Origin of the sequence: Pseudomonas sp. F3-2 (assembly GCF_038804275.1) — a bacterium.
Classification (GTDB): Bacteria; Pseudomonadota; Gammaproteobacteria; order Pseudomonadales; family Pseudomonadaceae; genus Aquipseudomonas.
The window spans coordinates 2,756,656-2,775,854 of record NZ_CP152388.1; the positions used below are offsets into that span (position 1 = coordinate 2,756,656).

Here is a 19,199-nt window from a genome sequence, read left to right on the forward strand (position 1 = left end):
CACTCGGACGATCGGCTGCGCAGCAGCCGCAAAACCGGCCGCCTCGGAACACCTGACACACCACCTGCAGCGGATTTGCTGCCAATCCCCGGCACTACGCCAGCAAGCCAGACTCCCGGTCGCTTTTTACCCATCAACCACCGCTGATCTCAACCAGCACCGTTCCCTCACTGACCATCTCGCCCTCAGCGCAATACAGCGCGGCGACGGTTCCGGCCTGGCTGGCGCGGATGCTGTGCTCCATTTTCATTGCTTCCAGTACCACCAACGGCGTCCCGCTGTCGACGGTGTCGCCGACGTTCACCAGTACCCGCACGATGCTGCCGTTCATGGGCGCGCTGAGCCCGCCTTGCTGGACATGACTGGCGGCGGCGTCCGCGATCGGGTCGACCCGTTGAACCGCGTGCAACTCGCCGTGCCAGCGCAGATACAACGTGTCGCCACGACGCAGGGCCAGAGTCTGCCGACGCACCCCTTGCTGTTCCACCGTCAGTTGCTCGCCCTGCAAGGCCACGGCATGGTCAAGGCCGCGTAACCGCACGCTGCGGACTTGGCCCGCGCATTGAAGATGAACGTCCACTTCGCTCGGTGCACCCAGGCGCAGGCCATCGACGCGGGACCATGGCGAGTACGGATCATCCTCACGCACCCGGTTCGCGGTGCTTTGCTGCCAGGCGAGGGCGGCGGCGTTCCAGAAGTCATCCGGCAAAGATTCGGCCTGCGGCAACAGATCTGCCTGATAGCGCGGGATGAAATCAGTGTCCAGCTCGGCCTGGGCGAAGGCGGGGTGGGCGATGATCCGGCGAAGAAACGCAAGGTTGGTGCGCACGCCGCCGATGGCGAATTCGTCGAGCATGGCCAGCAACCTCAATCGTGCCTGCTCGCGATCCTCGCCCCAGGCAATCAGTTTGCCGAGCATCGGGTCGTAGAACGGCGACACTGCATCGCCCTCGGCCACACCGCTGTCGATGCGGCGACCGGCGCCTGCGCTGGATTCCCGATACACCTGAAGCGTGCCGGTGGCCGGGAGGAAATCGTTGGCCGGGTCTTCGGCGTACAGACGCACTTCGATGGCATGGCCCTTGAGCGGTACCTGATCCTGCGTCATCGGCAGCGGTTCGCCTTGGGCCACGCGGATCTGCCAGGCGACCAGATCCAGTCCGGTGATCGCCTCGGTGACCGGGTGTTCGACCTGCAGGCGGGTGTTCATCTCCATGAAGAAAAACTCGCCGCGCGTGTCCAGCAGAAACTCGACCGTGCCGGCCCCCACATAACCGATCGCCTGCGCCGCCCGCACCGCCGCTTCACCCATCGCCCGACGCAGCTGCGCGGTCAATCCCGGCGCAGGGGCTTCTTCGACGACTTTCTGGTGGCGCCGCTGGATCGAACAGTCGCGTTCGTTGAGGTACAGGCAATGGCCGTGTTGATCGGCAAACACCTGAATCTCCACATGGCGGGGTTTGAGGACGTACTTTTCGACGAGCATGCGTGAATCACCGAACGATGACTGCGCCTCGCGCTGCGCCGAAGCGAGTGCGTCGGCGAGGTCTTCATCGCGCTCCACCACTTTCATGCCCTTGCCGCCGCCCCCGGCGGTCGCCTTGAGCAGCACCGGATAGCCGATTCGCGCGGCGGCTTCGCGAAACGTCGCCGCGTCCTGAGCGTTGCCGTGATAGCCGGGCACCAGCGGAACACCGGCGGCCTCCATCAAGGACTTGGCCGCAGACTTGCTGCCCATGGCCTCGATGGCTGACGCAGGAGGGCCGAGAAATATCAGCCCGGCTTGCTCCACAGCGCGGGCGAAAGCGGCGTTTTCCGAGAGAAATCCGTAGCCCGGGTGAATGGCCTCGGCGCCACTGGACTTTGCCGCGGCGATCAATTTATCGATCTGCAGGTAACTGTCCGCGGCCTTGCTGCCACCCAGCGCGACGGCCATGTCGGCCTCGCGCACATGCCGGGCATCGTGATCGGTGTCGCTGTACACGGCAATGGTGCTCAATCCCATGGCCTTGGCGGTGCGCATGATGCGGCAAGCGATCTCGCCTCGGTTGGCGATGAGTACGGACGTGAGTGAGGTGCCTGACGCGCCGGTCATGATTGAGATTCTCCTGGTGGTGTCGGTCCGGCGTCTCGCCAGGCCGGCTCGCGTTTCTGCAGGAACGCCCGCAGGCCTTCCTGCCCCTCGGCGCTGACGCGAATCCGCGCGATGGTGTTCTCGCAGTAGCGGCGCAGTGCAGGGCTGAGTTCGCCGTGGGCGGTTTCGCGCAGCAAATCCTTGCTCACGCGCATGGCCTGCGGGCTGTTGAGCAGCAGGTTGGCCACCCAACGCTGCACGTGGGATTCGAGCTCGGCCGCCGGGTAACACTCGGCCAGCAGGCCGATCTCCCGTGCCCGTGTGCCGTTGAAACGCTCGGCGGTGAGGGCGTAGCGGCGGGCGTGACGCTCGCCGATTGCCTGCACCACGAACGGGCTGATGACCGCAGGCGCCAGGCCGATCTTCACTTCCGACAGGCAGAACTGCGCGTCGTCGCTGCCGATGGCCATGTCGCAGCAACTGATCAGCCCCAGCGCACCACCGTAGGCTGCACCTTGCACGACGGCGAGCGTCGGGCACTTGAGCTTCGCCAGGTTGTACATCAATTCGCCCAGTTCACGGGCGTCACCCAGATTGGTATTGAAATCCAGGTTGGCCGATTCCTGCATCCACGCCAGGTCCGCGCCCGCGCTGAAATGCCGGCCTCGGCCGCGCAGCAGCACGAAACGCAGGCTGGCGTCGCTTTGAATTCGGTCCAGGGCGATGATCAGTTCGCGGATCATCTGCGCGTTGAAAGCGTTGTTCTTCTCGGGCCGATCGAGCCAGAGCGTGACGAACCCTGTTGGGTCGCGCTCAAGCTCCAGCGTGGCGAAATCGTTCATGGGGGCAGTCCTGGGTCACATCCGGAACACGCCGAAGCGCGTCGTTTCGATGGCAGCATTGAGCGAAGCGCTGATCGCCAGCGCCAGAATGTCGCGGGTCTGGGCCGGGTCGATCACGCCGTCGTCCCACAGCCGTGCGCTGGAATACCAGGGATGGCCCTGATGTTCGTACTGATCGAGGATCGGCTGCTTGAGGGCGGCCTCCTGCTCGGCGCTGAAGCCATCGCCACTGCGCTGGGCCTGTTCGCGCTTGACCTGGACGAGTACGCCGGCGGCCTGTTCGCCGCCCATCACGCCAATCCGTGCGTTGGGCCACATCCACAGGAAACGCGGGTCATAGGCGCGCCCGCACATGCCGTAATTGCCGGCGCCGAAGCTGCCGCCGATGATCACCGTGAATTTCGGCACTTTCGCGCAGGCCACGGCGGTGACCAGCTTGGCGCCGTGTTTGGCGATGCCGCCGGCTTCATATTTCTGGCCGACCATGAAGCCGGTGATGTTCTGCAGAAACAGCAACGGGATGCCGCGCTGGCACGCCAGCTCGATGAAGTGCGCGCCTTTCTGCGCGGCTTCGGCGAACAAGATGCCGTTGTTGGCCAGGATCGCGACCGGGTAGCCGTGCAGGTGCGCGAAGCCGCACACCAGTGTGGTGCCGAACAGCGCCTTGAACTCATCGAACACCGAGCCGTCGACCAGCCGCGCGATCACTTCGCGCACGTCGAAAGGCTGCTTGGCGTCGGCCGGGATCACGCCGTACAGCTCATCGCTTGAATACAGCGGCGCAACGGGCTGTCGGACCTGCACCTGACCGTGCTTGCGCCAATTCAGATGAGCGATGCTGCGGCGCGCCAGTTCCAGCGCGTGAGCGTCGCTTTCGGCGTAATGATCGGCTACGCCTGAGACCTTGCAATGCACATCGGCACCGCCCAGGTCCTCGGCGCTGACCACTTCACCGGTCGCCGCCTTGACCAGCGGTGGCCCGGCAAGAAAAATCGTGGCCTGTTCCCGAACCATGATGGTCTCGTCCGCCATCGCCGGGACGTACGCGCCCCCCGCGGTGCAAGAGCCCATGACCACCGCGATCTGCGGAACGCCTTCAGCGCTCAGGTTGGCCTGATTGAAGAAAATGCGACCGAAGTGCTCGCGGTCCGGAAACACCTCGTCCTGGCGGGGCAGGTTGGCACCGCCCGAATCCACCAGATAAATACACGGAAGACGGTTTTGTTGCGCAATGGTCTGCGCGCGCAGGTGTTTCTTCACCGTCAGCGGATAATACGTGCCGCCTTTCACCGTCGCATCGTTGGCGATGATCATGCATTCCACGCCCTCGACGCGGCCGATGCCAGCGACGATGCCCGCCGCTGGCACGTCTTCGCCATACACCTGATAGGCCGCCAACGGGCTGATTTCCAGAAACGCCGAGCCAGTGTCGAGCAAGCGATTGATACGTTCGCGCGGCAGCAGTTTGCCCCTCGACGTGTGGCGCTCCTGCGCCTTGATACCGCCGCCCTGCTGAACCTGGGCGAGGAGGGTGTCGAGCGCATCCAGCTGACCGCGCATGGCCTGGCTGTTGATCGCGAAGTCCGGCGAGCGCGGGTTGATATGGGTCGTCAAAATGGCCATTCGAGCCTTACTCCTGAGGGCGTCCATTCTTCGAAACAGCGACGTCGGGATGTCGCCGATGCCTGGTGCTCATCGCGCGCAAGGGCCTCATCTGGTTTCGTTGAACAGTTCGCGGCCGATCAGCATCCGGCGGATTTCGCTGGTGCCAGCGCCGATCTCGTAGAGCTTGGCGTCACGCAACAGCCGGCCTGCGGGAAATTCGTTGATGTAGCCATTGCCGCCGAGAATCTGGATGGTATCGAGGGCCATTTGCGTGGCCCGTTCGGCGCTGTAAAGGATGACGCCGGCCGCGTCCTTGCGCGTCGTCTCACCGCGTTCGCATGCCTGAGCGACAGCGTACAGATAGGCGCGGCTGGCGTTGAGCTGGGTGTACATGTCGGCGACCTTGCCCTGAATCAGCTGAAACTCGCCAATGCTCTGGCCGAATTGTTTGCGGTCGTGGATGTAAGGCAGTACGAGGTCCATGCAAGCCTGCATGATGCCGGTCGGGCCTCCCGACAGCACGACGCGCTCGTAATCCAGTCCACTCATCAACACCTTGACGCCGCCATTGAGCGTGCCCAGCAAGTTTCCCTCGGGGACTTCAACGTCATCGAAAAACAACTCGCAGGTGTTCGAGCCGCGCATGCCCAGCTTGTCGAACTTATTGCCGCGCGAAAAACCCTTCCAGTCGCGCTCGACGATGAAAGCGCTGATGCCGTGGGGGCCTTTTTCCAGATCGGTCTTGGCGTAGATCACGTAGGTGTGGGCGTCGGGCCCGTTGGTGATCCAGGTCTTGCTGCCATTGAGGACGAAGCGATCGCCGCGTCGGTCGGCCCGCAGTTTCATCGACACCACATCGGAGCCAGCGTTGGGCTCGCTCATGGCCAGGGCGCCGATGTGTTCGCCGCTGATCAGGCTGGGGAGGTAGCGGGCTTTCTGCTCGGGATTGCCGTTGCGATTGATCTGGTTGACGCAGAGATTGGAGTGAGCGCCGTAGGACAATGCCACTGACGCCGAACCGCGGCTGATTTCTTCCATGGCCACGACATGCGCCAGATAGCCCAGCCCGGCGCCACCGTATTGCTCATCGACCGTGATGCCGAGCAGGCCCATCTCGCCGAACTTGCGCCACATGTCGGCCGGGAACAGGTTGTCTTCGTCGATCTGCGCGGCGCGGGGCGCCAGTTCTGCCGAGACGAAGGCCCGAACCTGATCGCGCAGCATGTCGATGGTTTCGCCGAGGCCGAAATTGAGCGTGGGGTAATTCATGAGACTGCGTTCCCTTATTGTTTTTGGAGGAGCTGTCAGGGGTCATAAAATGTATCACCTTTACGTTAACGTAAACCTGCGACCGCAGGCCTGTCAACGGAGGATTCATGGATGCAGGAGGGGTTGCAGGTTGACCTCGGTGGCTAGGCGATACCGCATGCAGCGCCAGCCCGATTGATGGGGAGCACAGTGTTGGAGGCGGGAGAGGCGGGTGGTTGAACGACAGATAGCACGAAGGGGAGCCTGGGCTCCCCTTCAAGTTCAGTTGCATGCTCTTTTTTGTTTTCAGGTGGCCTGTTGTTGTTTTTGGCAGCCATACCTTTCTGGTTTTCTGAGCGACCCCCATCCGGGGTCCAAGAGCAAACGTATTTTTTTGAGCGCTGATACAGCTTCGATCTGTCGATCCAACCGGTCGGGTCGCTACCTTAAGGCAGTTTTATTGTTCTCTGTCCGGTCGTGGGGCCTGAGCCTCACAAAGCAATCCACTCCAAAAAAATCAGTTAGCTGCGCCTCTGTCCGTGTTGTTCTTGTTATGTCAGAGCCGATACGTCTTGTTTTTATTGGGTTGCTGCATTTTGTTATTTTTGTTGTACGTAAGACATAGCAGAAGCCATGCCAATTTTTAAGAAGTGCCGGAATCCGGGGCTTTGAGGGATATTCACCTGCTGACGAATCCTGAGATTCTTTGCCAAGTGTTTCCGTGTTACCCGTTTCCATCACCACAATGCCGAGCAGGGTAACACTGTGTGACAACATGTCGCACGTCAGGCCGACAAACGTGCCTTTGCCACCCGCGAACCATTGCTGCGGCCGACGGCTTCGCTGATCCGTTGGCCCGCGGCAATCAGCTTGTCCAGGTCGATCGACGTGGCGATGCCCAGCCCATTGAGCATGTACAGCACGTCTTCGCTGGCGACGTTGCCGGTCGCGCCCTTGGCGTACGGGCAGCCGCCCAGGCCTGCGACGGAGCTGTCGAACACCTGGATGCCTTCCAGAAGCCCTGCGTAGATGTTCGCCAGCGCCTGACCATAGGTGTCGTGAAAGTGCCCGGCGAGCTTGCCCCGCGGGATCTGTCCGGCGACCACGTCGAACAGCCGGCGGGTCGCGCCCGGCGTGCCGGTACCGATGGTGTCGCCGAGGGACACCTCATAACAGCCCATCGCATAAAGCTCATTGGCCACGGCGGCGACCTGTTGCGGCGAGACGTCGCCTTCATAAGGGCAGCCCAACACGCAAGACACATAACCGCGCACCTGCACGCCATGCAGATGTGCGGCTTCCATGATCGGCAGGAACCGGTCCAGGCTCTCACTGATCGAGCAGTTGATATTGCGTTGGGAAAACGACTCGGAGGCAGCCGCGAACACGGCGACCTCTTTCACGCCTGCGGCCAATGCATCCTCGAATCCGCGCAGATTGGGGGCGAGGGCGGCATAGGTGACCCCGTCCTTGCGCTGAATGCTGGCGAACAGCTCGGCAGAACCGGCCATCTGCGGGACCCACTTGGGAGACACGAAACTGCCGACTTCGATGTAGCCGACGCCTGCATCGGTAAGATCGTTCACCAGCCGCACCTTGTCTTCCAGACTCACAGGGCGGGCCTCGTTTTGCAGGCCGTCACGCGGGCCGACTTCTACCAGACGTACACGTTGAGGGAGCAGCATGGCAGGGATATCCTGAATTGAACCTATAAAAAACATGAGAAAAAGACGCTAAACAGCTGACTTCATGGAGTTTTATCCAGCGCCGCTCGACAGCGTTCCTCGGCAGTGTCCAGCTCGAGCTGCATCTGCTGAATGTCCAGCAACTGCTGATCGAGTTGCGCGCGGCGTTCGACGATTTTCTCCAGCATCGTATTCAGTTGCTTCTGATTACCGCCGGATGGGTCGTACAGGCCGATCAGATCACGGCACTCGGCCAGGGAAAAGCCGATGCGCTTGCCGCGCAGAATCAGCTTGAGCGTGACCTTGTCGCGGGCCGAGTAGATCCGCTCAAGGCCGCGTCGCTCGGGGCTCAGCATGCCTTGTTCTTCATAAAAGCGGATGGTGCGGGTGGTGATGTCCAGCTCACGGGCCAGATCGGAAATGCTGTAGGTCGGGTTGCTCATGAGGAAGCTCGAACGAGGAAGGCGTCGAGCTAACCTACGGCGACCTTGACGTAAACGTCAAGCAGGCTTATCGAATGGCCTCTTCCAATTCTTTCTCCAGCTTGCGCTCATGGGCGGTGACCAGCTGGCACAGCTCGATGATCTGCTCGCGCATCCAGCGGTTGGCCGGGTCCTGGTCGGTGCTTTCGTGCCAGTACAAATGGGTCTCCACAGTGGGCACGTCGTGCACCGGCAGGTAGACGAAATGCAGATCGTTGCGGCGGGCGAAGCGCTCTGGAACGGTCATGACCATGTCGGTCTGCTGCAGCACCTGCGAGGCCATCAGGTAATGCTGCGAACGCAGCGCGATCTTGCGCTGAATGCCCATTTTGCCCAGCGCCAGGTCCACATAGCCCAATCCGCTGCGCCGGCTCGAAATATGGATGTGGGCGACGCCCAAGTAATCGTCCAGAGTGATGGACGACTTGTGCGCAAGCGGGTGCCCCTTGCGCATGACGCACACGTAGTTGTCTTCCATCAGCTTGACGTGACGAACCTGCGGGTCGGTATTGAGCGGTGCGTCGACGGCGAAATCCAGACGCCCGGCCGCCAGTTCCTTGGTGGTTTCGCGACGCTTGGACAGGAAGCTCTCGATGGTGACCGCCGGCGCCAGGCGACGCAGGCGCTGAAACAGCGCCGGCAGAATCACGGCTTCAGTGAGGTCGGTCATGCTGATGCGGTAATTCTTGCTCGCCTGTAGCGGGTTGAAGATACGGCTTTCCTGCACCGACACGCGAAGCAATGAGAGCGCGTTGCGCACTGGGCCGATGATGTTCTGAGCCATGGGCGTCGGCACCATGCCCTGCGCGGTACGCACGAACAGCGGATCGTTGAAGGTCTCGCGCAGACGGGCCAGTGCGTTGGACACAGCGGGCTGGGTAATCCCGACGATCTGACCGGCGCGGGTGAGGTTGGCCTCGGTATAGATGGCGTCAAACACAATAAAGAGATTGAGATCGACCTTGCTCAGGTTCATTGCTGTGCGCCTCGTGCTGTTTTTTTGTTGTTCGGGGTGCTCCGATCATATATCGGTTATGAATGTTTATACACGCCGAGAATAGGTTAGATAAATGAAAGGCGCTGTTCTAGCATCGGTTCACGCCTTAACAACACCTCATAGAAGGTAGTCGCCCGATGGATTTCGCTTATTCTCCGAAGGTTCAGGAACTGCGCGAGCGCGTTACCGCGTTCATGGATGCCCATGTGTATCCGGCTGAACCGGTGTTCGAGCGCCAGGTTGCCGAAGGCGACCGCTGGCAGCCGACCGCGATCATGGAAACGCTCAAGGCCCGCGCCAAGGCCGAGGGGCTGTGGAACCTGTTTCTTCCCGAGTCTGAACTGGGCGCAGGCCTGACCAACCTCGAGTACGCGCCGCTGGCGGAAATCATGGGCCGGTCGCTGCTGGGGCCTGAGCCCTTCAACTGCTCCGCGCCTGACACCGGCAACATGGAAGTCCTGGTGCGATACGCCAGCGAGGCGCAGAAGCAGCAATGGCTTGAGCCGTTATTGCGCGGCGAGATCCGCTCCGCATTCGCCATGACCGAACCGGACGTGGCGTCCTCGGACGCCACCAACATGGCCGCCACCGCCATTCGCGAGGGTGACGAGTGGGTGATCAACGGGCGTAAATGGTGGACATCGGGCGCGTGCGACCCGCGCTGCAAGATCATGATTTTCATGGGGTTGAGCAATCCGGACGGGCCGCGCCACCAGCAACACTCGATGATCCTTGTCCCCACCGATACACCGGGCGTCAGGATCGTGCGCCCGTTGCCGGTCTTCGGCTACGACGATGCGCCCCATGGACACGCCGAAGTGCAGTTCGACAACGTGCGCGTGCCATACGAAAACGTCCTGTTGGGTGAAGGACGCGGCTTCGAAATCGCGCAAGGCCGCCTGGGCCCGGGGCGGATTCATCACTGCATGCGTTCGATCGGCATGGCCGAGCGAGCGCTGGAACTGATGTGCAAACGCTCGGTGCAGCGCACCGCGTTCGGCCGCCCGCTGGCGCGGCTGGGAGGCAACATCGACAAGATCGCCGACTCGCGCATGGAGATCGACATGGCGCGGCTGTTGACCCTCAAGGCTGCGTACATGATGGACACCGTCGGCAATAAAGTGGCGAAAAGCGAAATTGCGCAGATCAAGGTCGTCGCGCCCAATGTCGCGTTGCGCGTGATTGACCGGGCGATCCAGATTCACGGCGGAGCAGGGGTGTCGGGCGACTTCCCGCTGGCCTACATGTACGCCATGCAGCGGACCTTGCGCCTGGCTGACGGCCCGGACGAGGTGCATCGGGCGGCCATCGGCAAACACGAGGTGGGCAAATACGTGCCTAAAGAGCTGCTGCGCAGCGAGCACCGCTGATTCGCCAACAGCCACCGGCATCGTTCAAGGGCGTGACGTTCACCTGCGGCCGGTGCATCCAGAGCCTGTTCACCGGATGCACCGAGGCCTTGGCGGACACGCGCTCGCGCTGCGTTCAGCAATCGCGCCGGTTTGCGTAGACCCTATTCCACCCACACCTCGACACGCCGGTTCTTGATTCGACCTTCGTCGCCATCGTTGGTCGCGACCGGCATTTCGTCGCCGAAACCGAGCACATCGCGCAGGATCACCTGACGTTTCATCAATTCCCGGCGAACTGCCATCGCTCGCAGCCTGGACAGCAACTGCGCGCGTGCCGGATCGCTTTTGGCGTCGCCAAATCCCACCAGCGTCACTTTCTGATCCAGCTTGTCGTGGGCTTTCAGGTAATCCGCCACCCGCTTGAGGTCAAGCCTGGCTTTGTTGTCCAGCGTCGCGCTGCCTTGGGCGAAGCGAAAGTTCACCGACAGACGTTCGGCCTGCCGCGCCAGATTCTGGTACTCGGCTGGCATCTGCGGGGTCGCTCGCACCTTGACCGCTTGAACGGTCTGCGCCACAAAGCCGTTCTGCGCAACGATGGACTGGCCTTGCGGGCTTTGGGCGAATCGCACCAGCGCCTTGGCCCAGCGCTGTTCGGTGCCCGGCGGCAGGTAAAAATACAGGCGGCGTGACAGCGGATAGTCCTCGGTGGCGATGAGGCTGGTGCTCGGCAGCATGGGTTTGGAGTCGCCATCGATGATCGCGACGGCTTTCGCGTTGTGTACGTAGGGCAAGCCGATGAAGCCGATCCCCTGACGATCCTGGCTCACTTCGTCGGAGAGCGTTTCGCTGGCCTCGAAGCGCTTCGCAGCCGAAGCCAGTGCTTTTCCGGCTTTGGTCAGCACCAGCTCGTTGAACGTGTCGAACGTGCCTGATTGCTGGTCTCGCGCATATAAATGAATGGCGCCTGCCGGGCCGCCCAGTTGTTCCCAGTCGCGGATGTCGCCGGAAAACACCTTCGCCAACTGGTCAGTGCTCAGTTCGCGCAATGGATTGCCCGGATGAACGATCACCGCGACGCCATCGATGGCAATCACCTGCTCGGCCTCGGCGCTGTGCAAGTCGCCCAGCGCCGTCAGCTCGCTGGCTTCGCCGGGTTTGATGGGCCGGGATGACGCGGCGAGATCGGCGTGTCCGGCGTTCAGCGCAGAAAAACCGGTGGTGGAGCCATGTGCGGCGATATCGATGCTCACGGTTTGTCCGGTAGGCAACTGGCCGACGATGCGAGTTTCGTTGGGCCGCGCGCCGGTGTGTTGGGTGATGGCTTGAGCGCCTTGCTGCTCGAGCAGGCCTTTTACCAGCGCCGGGCCCAACTGCGCGCCGATGGTGTTGGAGCCTTGAATGCGCAACACAGGGCTGCCGTCGGGTGAGGCGGGCAATGCGCTCGCAGCGGAACACAGCGAGCTGAACAGCGCCGCGAAGGCGACAAACATGAGCTGAAAGAGGCGGGTGCGCTGCATGGCGACATCTTCTTATGGCCGGAAGTCGCCGGAGAATAAGACAGATGAATGACAGTCATGTGACCGACGCGGGTTCGCTGCGACAGGTGTAACGCGTCGGCTCGTCGGCGGCAGCATTGCGGGCCTGCCACTGCCGACGAGCCGTGTGATTCAGGCAGCCTGCTTACTCGAGTTCGAGCCAGATGGGCGCGTGATCCGATGGTTTTTCCATCGCACGCAGGTCGTAATCGACACCGGCCGCCTTGATGCGCGGTTGCAGTCCGTGGGAGGCCAGAATCAGGTCGATGCGCAGCCCGCGCTTGGGCTCGTCCTCGAAACCGCGGCTGCGGTAGTCGAACCAGCTGAATTGATCGATCACTTCCGGGTACAAGTGGCGGAAGCTATCAACCAGCCCCCAGCTTTTGAGCTTGGCCATCCACTCGCGCTCTTCCGGCAGGAAGCTGCACTTGCCGGTTTTCAGCCAGCGCTTGGCGTTGTCCGGACCGATGCCGATGTCGCTGTCTTCGGGAGAAATGTTCACGTCACCCATGACCACCAGTGGCTGGTCATTGCTGAAACGGGTTTCCAGCAGCTGCTGCAGATCGGCATAAAAGCGCAGCTTGGCGGGAAACTTGGTGGGGTGGTCGCGGCTTTCGCCCTGCGGGAAATAACCGTTCATCACAGTGACCGGCAGGCCGTTGCGGTCGGCGAACGTGCCCCAGATAAAGCGCCGCTGCGCTTCTTCATCGTCCGTGTCGAAACCCTTGTGCAGCGCGATCGGCGGCTGGCGCGACAGCAGGGCGACGCCGTAGTGGCCTTTCTGACCGTGGAAGTGCACGTGATAACCCAGCGCTTCGATTTCCGCCTGCGGAAACTGATCATCCGAGACCTTGGTTTCCTGCAGGCCGATGACGTCGGGCTGGTGTTTTTCGATCAGCGCCGCCAGCTGATGCGGACGGGCGCGCAGACCGTTGATGTTAAAAGACACAATTTTCATAGGCGGCAGTCCTGGCAAAAACAAAAAGCGATGCTAGCCGACCTGCCTGCCAACGGCCAGCGCCAACGTGCACCGATGGCGCTGGCGCCGGCTGCTACGCTGTCCAAACGGGGTGAAAACTCATGGGAACTGCGCCGGCGGGCCGCCACTCGAACGCTGTACAGCATGATCCCGAGCGGCCGCACCGGGGCGTATCTGAAGGGACCATTCCATGCCTGAATCCATGCCTCATTCTTCCAGCGTCACGGCTGAAATCCGCCAGCTCGACAGTGGTTATTCCCGCGAAGCACGCTCGTTGCTCTACCACGCCTACCGACAGGAGCCGAGCTTTGGCTATCTGTTCGAGTCTGGACGCTCGGGCTACGAGCACCGGGTACGCGCGACGATTCGCGAACTGGTCAAACAGCATTTTCTGCAGGACATGCCGGCCTTGGGCCTGTTCGTCGAAGACCGCCTGGTGGGCGTTGCGCTCATTGCGCCGCCCCAGCGGCGGCTGGGCATCACCGAGAGTTGGGCCTGGCGTTTGCGCATGGTCATGAGCACCGGTCTGCGCTGCACTCAGCGCTATCTGGACTACTACCATTCGGTGCTCGCCTGCCTGCCGTCCGAAGCGGTTCATGTGCTGCCGCTGATGGGCGTACACCCCGATTTTCAGGGTCAGCACTTCGGCGAGCAGTTGCTGCAGGCGTTACACGACTGGTGTGCCGTTGACGAGCATTCTCAGGGCATCGTGCTCGACACGGGAAATGGCCATTATCTCGAGTTCTACAAACGACACGGTTACGAGGAAATCGGTGAAGTCGCTGTAGGACCTATCCGAGAGCACGTTTTTTTCCACCCAAATCCTCAGGTTTCGATGGGTTCGATGGCTTGACCTGCGCACACTTCCCTCTATCCGCGGGCTGCAGTCGTTCCCGCAGCTCGTGTTAGCATCCGCGCCTATGACGTTTTTCCATCGATTCACCAGTGGTTTTCTCCTGATGTTCTCCAGCTGCGCAGCGTTCGCCGATGCCCAGCTGGATGTGCGGATCAAGCCTGCCAATGCGGCGCTCAAATCCAATATCGAAGGGTATGTGGGCACATTGGGCGAGCGCGACGAGCAGGCGCTCGAGCGTTTCAGTGTCGGCGCCGTCGAGCAGGCGCAAAAGGCTGCCCAGGCACTGGGTTATTACCAGGCCCGGATCGACAGCGAAGTCACCCACGCCGACAAAAACCTGCACCTGGTTCTCAACGTTCAGACAGGCGAGCCCGTGCACTTGCGTAACGTCGTCGTGCGCATCGAGGGGCCTGCCAGTCAGCTCAAGGCTTTCCGCGTGCCCAAGAGCGATGTGCTCAAATCCGGCGCGGTGCTCAATCATGGCCACTACGAAGACGCCAAGCATCTGATCCAGAATCAGGCCGCGCGCTACGGCTTTTTCAAGGGACGTTTCGTCACTCAGCGGCTGTCGGTCGATCCCCGCGCAGGTGTTGCCGATATCGAACTGGTCTACGACAGCGGTCCGCGTTTTTCGCTGGGCAAAGTGTCGTTCAGTGGCGACGCTCCGTTCGACGAGGACCTGCTGCAGCGCATGGTGCCGTTCAAACAGGACACGCCCTACGATTCCGAGCTGATTGCCGAGCTCAACCAGGCGATGCAGTCCAGCGGTTATTTCGAAGGCGTGCGGGTGAATGCATCACCCACTGACGCGCAGGGCCAGGTCATTCCGGTGGACGTTCAGTTGCAGACACGCAAACCCCGCACCATGGGGCTCGGTGTCGGCTATTCCACTGACGTGGGGCCCAGGGTCAAGGCCAACTGGACGCGGCACTGGGTCAATCCGCAGGGTCACAGTTACGGCGCCGAGGCCGAGGTTTCAGCGCCACGGCAGAACGTCGGGCTGTTCTATGACATCCCGCTCGACCCGCCGCTGACTGACAAACTGCGCTTCGCCGGCGGCTATCAATATGAAGAAATTGCCGACACTGACAGCCTGAGCAAATTGCTGACGGTCGGCCCTGAATGGCACAGCAAGCTGCCCAGCGGCTGGGAGCGGGTCATCTCGCTGAAGTGGCAACGAGAGGAATACCGGCTTGGCGATGACTCGGGTCTGAGCACCTTGCTCATGCCCGGCATCAGTTACGCGTACCTGCGCAGCGACAACCGTATCGATCCGCACAACGGCTATCGACTGCAGTTCGACACGCAAGTGGCCAAAGAGGGGCTTGGCTCCGACGCCAACGTCGTGCACAGCACGGCGCTGGTCAAAGGCCTGACCACGCTGGCGCAGAACCACCGGTTTCTGGGTCGTCTTCAGGTGGGCGGTACGGCCACCAACGGTTACAAATCCATTCCGCCGTCGCTGCGATTTTTTGCCGGTGGCGACCAGAGCGTGCGCGGCTATGACTATCAGTCGTTGTCCCCGGAGAACTCCGACGGTGACAAGATCGGCGGCCGTTACATGATCGCCGGAAGTGCCGAATACCAGTATTCGATCGCCGAAAAATGGCGCGTCGCGGCCTTCGTCGATCAGGGCAATTCCTTCAACTCGCTGGATTTTCCGAGCCTCAAGACCGGCGTCGGCATTGGTGTTCGCTGGGTCTCTCCGGTCGGGCCGCTGCGCCTGGACCTGGCCCATGCGCTGGATGATGAGGGCGGCATTCGTCTGCATTTCTCGATGGGACCTGAATTGTGACGAACAAGGCTTTGGCAAAACGTGTCGCCGTCATCGTGGCAGCGACTGTACTGACCCTCATGCTGCTGATCACGCTGGCGCTGGGCGTACTGCTGGGCACCCAGTCAGGCAGTCGCTGGGCATTGGGCCTGGTGCCGGGCCTTGAACTCGACAACTTCTCCGGGCATCTCGGCGGCCAGTGGCAAGCTGACCGGCTGATCTGGCAGCAGGGGGAGAGTCGTGTCGAAGTCGATGCGCCGGTGTTCGACTGGTCGCCGTCCTGCCTGACCCGCATGACGCTGTGCATCGACACGTTGCAGGCTGGCGATGTCCGTCTGCACTTCGCGCCCTCCAGCGGCGAGCAGAGCAGTGGGCCCATCACATTGCCGGATCTGAAACTGCCGCTGGCCATCGAACTGGGGCATGTGCAGGTCGGCAGCCTGTACCTTGACGGTTCCGAGCAGGTCCGTGATCTGCAGTTGGCCGCGCACTGGACGGTTGACGGGCTGAAGATCGATACCCTGCACGCGCAACGTGACGACATCGTGCTGGACCTGGCCGGACTGCTCAAACCTGGCGGCGACTGGCCGCTGACGGCGCAGGGGCAAGTGAAGTTGCCCGATATCAGTGGTCAGCCGCTGTCCCTGGCACTGAACATCGAGGGCGATCTGCTCAAGACCTTGCAACTGAATGCCCGCAGCAGCGGCTATCTCGACGCCACGCTGGTGGGGCAATTGCAGCCGCTGGTGACCGACCTGCCGGCTGAAGTGACGATCTCCAGCGACGGGTTCAAGCCGGCACCCGACCTGCCCGACACGCTGCAACTCAACCACTTGACGCTCAACGCCAAGGGCGACCTGGCCACAGGTTACTCAATTCTTGGCAACGCCAGCCTGCCCGCCGAACAAGGGCCTGTTGCCTTGGCATTACAGGGCCGGGTCGACGCCAAGGGCGCGCAGATCAAAGCGCTGGACCTGAACGCCAGCGCCGACCAGCGCCTTGGGCTCAGTGCGGATGTTGACTGGCAGACGGGCCTGACCGCCAACGCCCGCGTCGACTGGCTGGATTTTCCCTGGCACCGTCTGTACCCGGTGATCGATGAGCCTCAGGTCAGCATCCACACCTTCAAAGGTGAAGTGTCCTACACCGACGGCAAATACCTGGGCCATTTTGCCGGTGACTTCAAAGGACCTGCCGGCCCTTTTACCCTGCAAAGCCCGTTCAGCGGCGACTTGCAAAACGTGTTTCTGCCACAGCTGGAACTGGCGGCCGGGCAGGGCAAAGCCAGTGGTTTCCTGAAACTGCAATTCGCCGACGGGGTCGCCTGGGACACCTCGCTCGACCTCAGCGCCATCGATCCGGCGTTCTGGGTGGCCGAGTTGCCGGGGTCGCTGGCCGGGCCGCTGCGCAGCCAGGGTGCATTCAGAAATGAGCAGTTGAGTCTGAACGCCGATCTGAACCTCAAGGGCCGCTTGCGAGGCCAACCCGCCGTGCTGCAGGCCAAAGCGGACGGGGCGGCAGACAAATGGAATGTCACTGCGCTGGACATTCGTCTGGGCGACAACCGCATCAACGGTTCGGGCAGCCTGCAACAGAAGTTGCTTGGGCAACTGGACCTGAATCTGCCGCGTCTCGGACAGCTCTGGCCGGGCCTGCAAGGGCAGGTCAAAGGTCGCCTGGATCTGGCCGGCACGCTGCAGGCGCCGCAAGGGCAACTGAATCTGCAGGGCGCTCGACTGGCTTATGAGACCCATCAGTTACAGAGCCTGAACCTTGCCGCCAGGCTGGACAGCGCCCAGCGTGGCAACCTGGATCTGAACGTCCGGGGCATCCAGACGGGCGACACCGCGTTGGGCAACCTGAACGTCGATGGCTCCGGGGATATCAAGCGTCAGCAGGTCAAACTGGATCTTCAAGGCCCGCTGCTGAAACTGGCGCTGGCCCTTGACGGAAATCTGGACAAAGGCAACTGGCGGGGCCGGCTTGCCAGCGGCGACATTCAAAGCGGTGGTCAGGACTGGAAGCTCCAGCAGCCGGCGAAACTGGAGCGGCTGGCCGATGGCAAGGTCAATTTCGGTGCGCACTGCTGGACCTCCGGCCCCGCCAGCCTGTGCGGCGAAGATCAACGGCTGATGCCGGATCCGCGCCTGCGTTATCACCTCAAGCAATTTCCGCTGGACAGCCTCGCGCAGTGGCTGCCCAAGGATTTCGCCTGGAAAGGCGCGCTCAATGCCGATGTTCAGCTCGACTTGCCCGCCTCGGGGCCCAACGGGCAGATCGTCATCGATGCCAGCGGCGGCACGCTGCGGGTGAAGGACAAGACCCAGTGGGTCGACTTCCCCTACGACACGCTCAAGCTGAGCAGCACCCTGACGCCGAAAAAGGTCGACAGCAGCCTCGATTTTCGTGGCGGCAAGCTGGGACAGTTGCTGGCGCGTCTGAGCATTGATCCCGTCGCCAAGGCTAAACCGGTCAGCGGCACGTTCAATCTGAGTGGCCTGGATGTGTCGGTGGCGCGTCCGTTCGTGCCCATGGTGGAAAAACTCAACGGCAAGCTCAACGGCGACGGGCGCATCTCCGGCACGCTGCTGGCGCCCCAGATCAACGGCAACGTGGTCCTGAGCGAAGGCGAAGTGTCGGGTCCGGAGTTGCCGGTCAGTCTGGAGAAGCTCAATCTGCAGGCGCTGATCGCTGGCGAAAGCGTGCAGCTCAAGGGCAACTGGAGCAGCGGGCCGACCGGGCAGGGCAGTCTGGCGGGTCAGGTGGCATGGGGGCAGGCGCTGGATGTGGACGTCCGTCTGCAGGGTTCCAGGCTGCCGATCACGGTGGAGCCCTACGCCAAGCTTGAAGCAGCGCCGGACCTGAAAATCACCCTGCAGGGCGATCGTCTGGCAGTGTCGGGCAAAGTGCTGATTCCCAAAGGCGATATCACCGTGCGGCAGTTGCCGCCCTCCACGGTCAAGGTGTCGGATGACACGGTCATCGTCGGCGAGCAGACGAAACAGGGCAAGCCGCCCATGGCGATGGCGATGGACGTCAACGTGGAAGTGGGCCAGGACAAGCTCGGTTTCAGCGGCTTCGGCCTGACCGCCAATCTGGCAGGGCACGTGCACATCGGCGACAACCTCGACACCCGCGGCGAACTCAACCTCAACGACGGGCGCTACCGGGCCTATGGTCAGCGCCTGACGATCCGCAAGGCGCGGCTGCTGTTCGCCGGGCCCATCGATCAGCCGTATCTGGACATCGAGGCGATTCGCCAGACCGACGACATCATCGCCGGCATCCGCCTGAGCGGCAGCGCCGAGCAGCCGACCACCACAGTGTTTTCGGAACCGGCCATGAGTCAGGAGCAGGCGCTGTCTTACCTGGTGCTGGGGCGACCGTTGAGCACCACCGGCGAGGACAACAACATGATGGCGCAGGCGGCATTGGCGCTGGGACTGGCCGGCGGGTCGTCGACCGCAGGCAAACTCGCGTCGGGCCTGGGCATCAAGGACTTCGAGCTGGACACGTCGGGCAGCGGCGACAAGACCGCGGTCGTCGCCAGCGGCAAGATCACCGACAAGCTCAGCTTGCGGTATGGCGTAGGCGTATTCGAGCCCGCCAATACCATCGCGCTGCGTTACCTGTTGAGCAAAAAGGTGTACCTGGAAGCGGCGAGTGGCGTCGCCAGTTCGCTGGATATTTTCTACAAGCGGGATTTCTAGCAGCGGTCCACGGCTGGGGCTTTTCTCAGGCCTGAGCGTGTCTGCGCAACGGCCGGTCGG

13 protein-coding genes are annotated in these 19,199 nt (G+C 62.1%); 4 read left to right on the top strand and 9 right to left on the bottom strand.

All coding sequences use genetic code 11. The features are described 5' to 3' along the window. Positions 1-133: 133 nt before the first annotated feature. From AAGQ88_RS12725 to AAGQ88_RS12755, 7 genes are all read right to left on the bottom strand, one after another. Positions 134-2,095, bottom strand: coding sequence for an acetyl/propionyl/methylcrotonyl-CoA carboxylase subunit alpha (locus AAGQ88_RS12725; protein WP_342655563.1), 1,962 nt, complete (start codon positions 2,093-2,095; stop codon positions 134-136). Further along, positions 2,092-2,916 (bottom strand): gamma-carboxygeranoyl-CoA hydratase, encoded by an 825-nt coding sequence (locus AAGQ88_RS12730; RefSeq protein WP_342655564.1) that lies wholly within the window; start codon positions 2,914-2,916, stop codon positions 2,092-2,094. Before AAGQ88_RS12730 ends, AAGQ88_RS12725 begins: the two co-directional genes overlap by 4 nt. A 15-nt stretch (positions 2,917-2,931) precedes the next feature. After that, on the bottom strand, positions 2,932-4,539 hold the full coding sequence (locus AAGQ88_RS12735) for a carboxyl transferase domain-containing protein (protein WP_342655565.1): 1,608 nt from the start codon (positions 4,537-4,539) through the stop codon (positions 2,932-2,934). An 87-nt stretch (positions 4,540-4,626) separates the two neighbouring features. After that, positions 4,627-5,790, bottom strand: coding sequence for an isovaleryl-CoA dehydrogenase (locus AAGQ88_RS12740; RefSeq protein WP_342655566.1), 1,164 nt, complete (start codon positions 5,788-5,790; stop codon positions 4,627-4,629). 764 nt (positions 5,791-6,554) lie between these two features. Further along, positions 6,555-7,454 (bottom strand): hydroxymethylglutaryl-CoA lyase, encoded by a 900-nt coding sequence (locus AAGQ88_RS12745; RefSeq protein WP_342655567.1) that lies wholly within the window; start codon positions 7,452-7,454, stop codon positions 6,555-6,557. A 62-nt stretch (positions 7,455-7,516) separates the two neighbouring features. Then, entirely contained in the window at positions 7,517-7,897 is a 381-nt protein-coding gene (locus AAGQ88_RS12750) for a MerR family DNA-binding transcriptional regulator (RefSeq protein WP_285423901.1), read from the bottom strand. Between the two features lie 67 nt (positions 7,898-7,964). Next, positions 7,965-8,912: a LysR family transcriptional regulator gene (locus AAGQ88_RS12755; protein ID WP_342655568.1), complete on the bottom strand. Its 948-nt coding sequence runs from the start codon at positions 8,910-8,912 to the stop codon at positions 7,965-7,967. Between the two features lie 158 nt (positions 8,913-9,070). Here AAGQ88_RS12755 and AAGQ88_RS12760 point away from each other — a divergent pair, with 158 nt between their 5' ends. Further along, on the top strand, positions 9,071-10,303 hold the full coding sequence (locus AAGQ88_RS12760; protein ID WP_342655569.1) for an acyl-CoA dehydrogenase: 1,233 nt from the start codon (positions 9,071-9,073) through the stop codon (positions 10,301-10,303). A gap of 143 nt (positions 10,304-10,446) precedes the next feature. On the opposite strand, the gene AAGQ88_RS12765 is transcribed toward AAGQ88_RS12760, so the two are convergent. Then, on the bottom strand, positions 10,447-11,775 hold the full coding sequence (locus AAGQ88_RS12765) for a phosphate ABC transporter substrate-binding/OmpA family protein (RefSeq protein ID WP_342655795.1): 1,329 nt from the start codon (positions 11,773-11,775) through the stop codon (positions 10,447-10,449). Between the two features lie 190 nt (positions 11,776-11,965). Then, positions 11,966-12,778, bottom strand: coding sequence for an exodeoxyribonuclease III (xthA, locus tag AAGQ88_RS12770; RefSeq protein WP_285423899.1), 813 nt, complete (start codon positions 12,776-12,778; stop codon positions 11,966-11,968). 223 nt (positions 12,779-13,001) lie between these two features. Between xthA and AAGQ88_RS12775 the strand changes: the two genes are divergently transcribed. The 3 genes from AAGQ88_RS12775 (at position 13,002) to AAGQ88_RS12785 (ending at position 19,139) form a co-directional block, all read left to right on the top strand. Then, positions 13,002-13,652 carry a GNAT family N-acetyltransferase gene (locus AAGQ88_RS12775; protein ID WP_342655796.1) on the top strand — a complete coding sequence of 217 codons (651 nt, stop codon included), beginning with the start codon at positions 13,002-13,004 and terminating at the stop codon, positions 13,650-13,652. A 67-nt stretch (positions 13,653-13,719) separates the two neighbouring features. Continuing rightward, positions 13,720-15,450: an autotransporter assembly complex family protein gene (locus tag AAGQ88_RS12780; protein ID WP_342655570.1), complete on the top strand. Its 1,731-nt coding sequence runs from the start codon at positions 13,720-13,722 to the stop codon at positions 15,448-15,450. Between the two features lie 59 nt (positions 15,451-15,509). Then, the gene (locus AAGQ88_RS12785; RefSeq protein ID WP_342655797.1) at positions 15,510-19,139 is read left to right on the top strand and encodes a translocation/assembly module TamB domain-containing protein; all 3,630 of its coding nucleotides are present in this window, start codon (positions 15,510-15,512) and stop codon (positions 19,137-19,139) included. Positions 19,140-19,199: the final 60 nt, after the last annotated feature.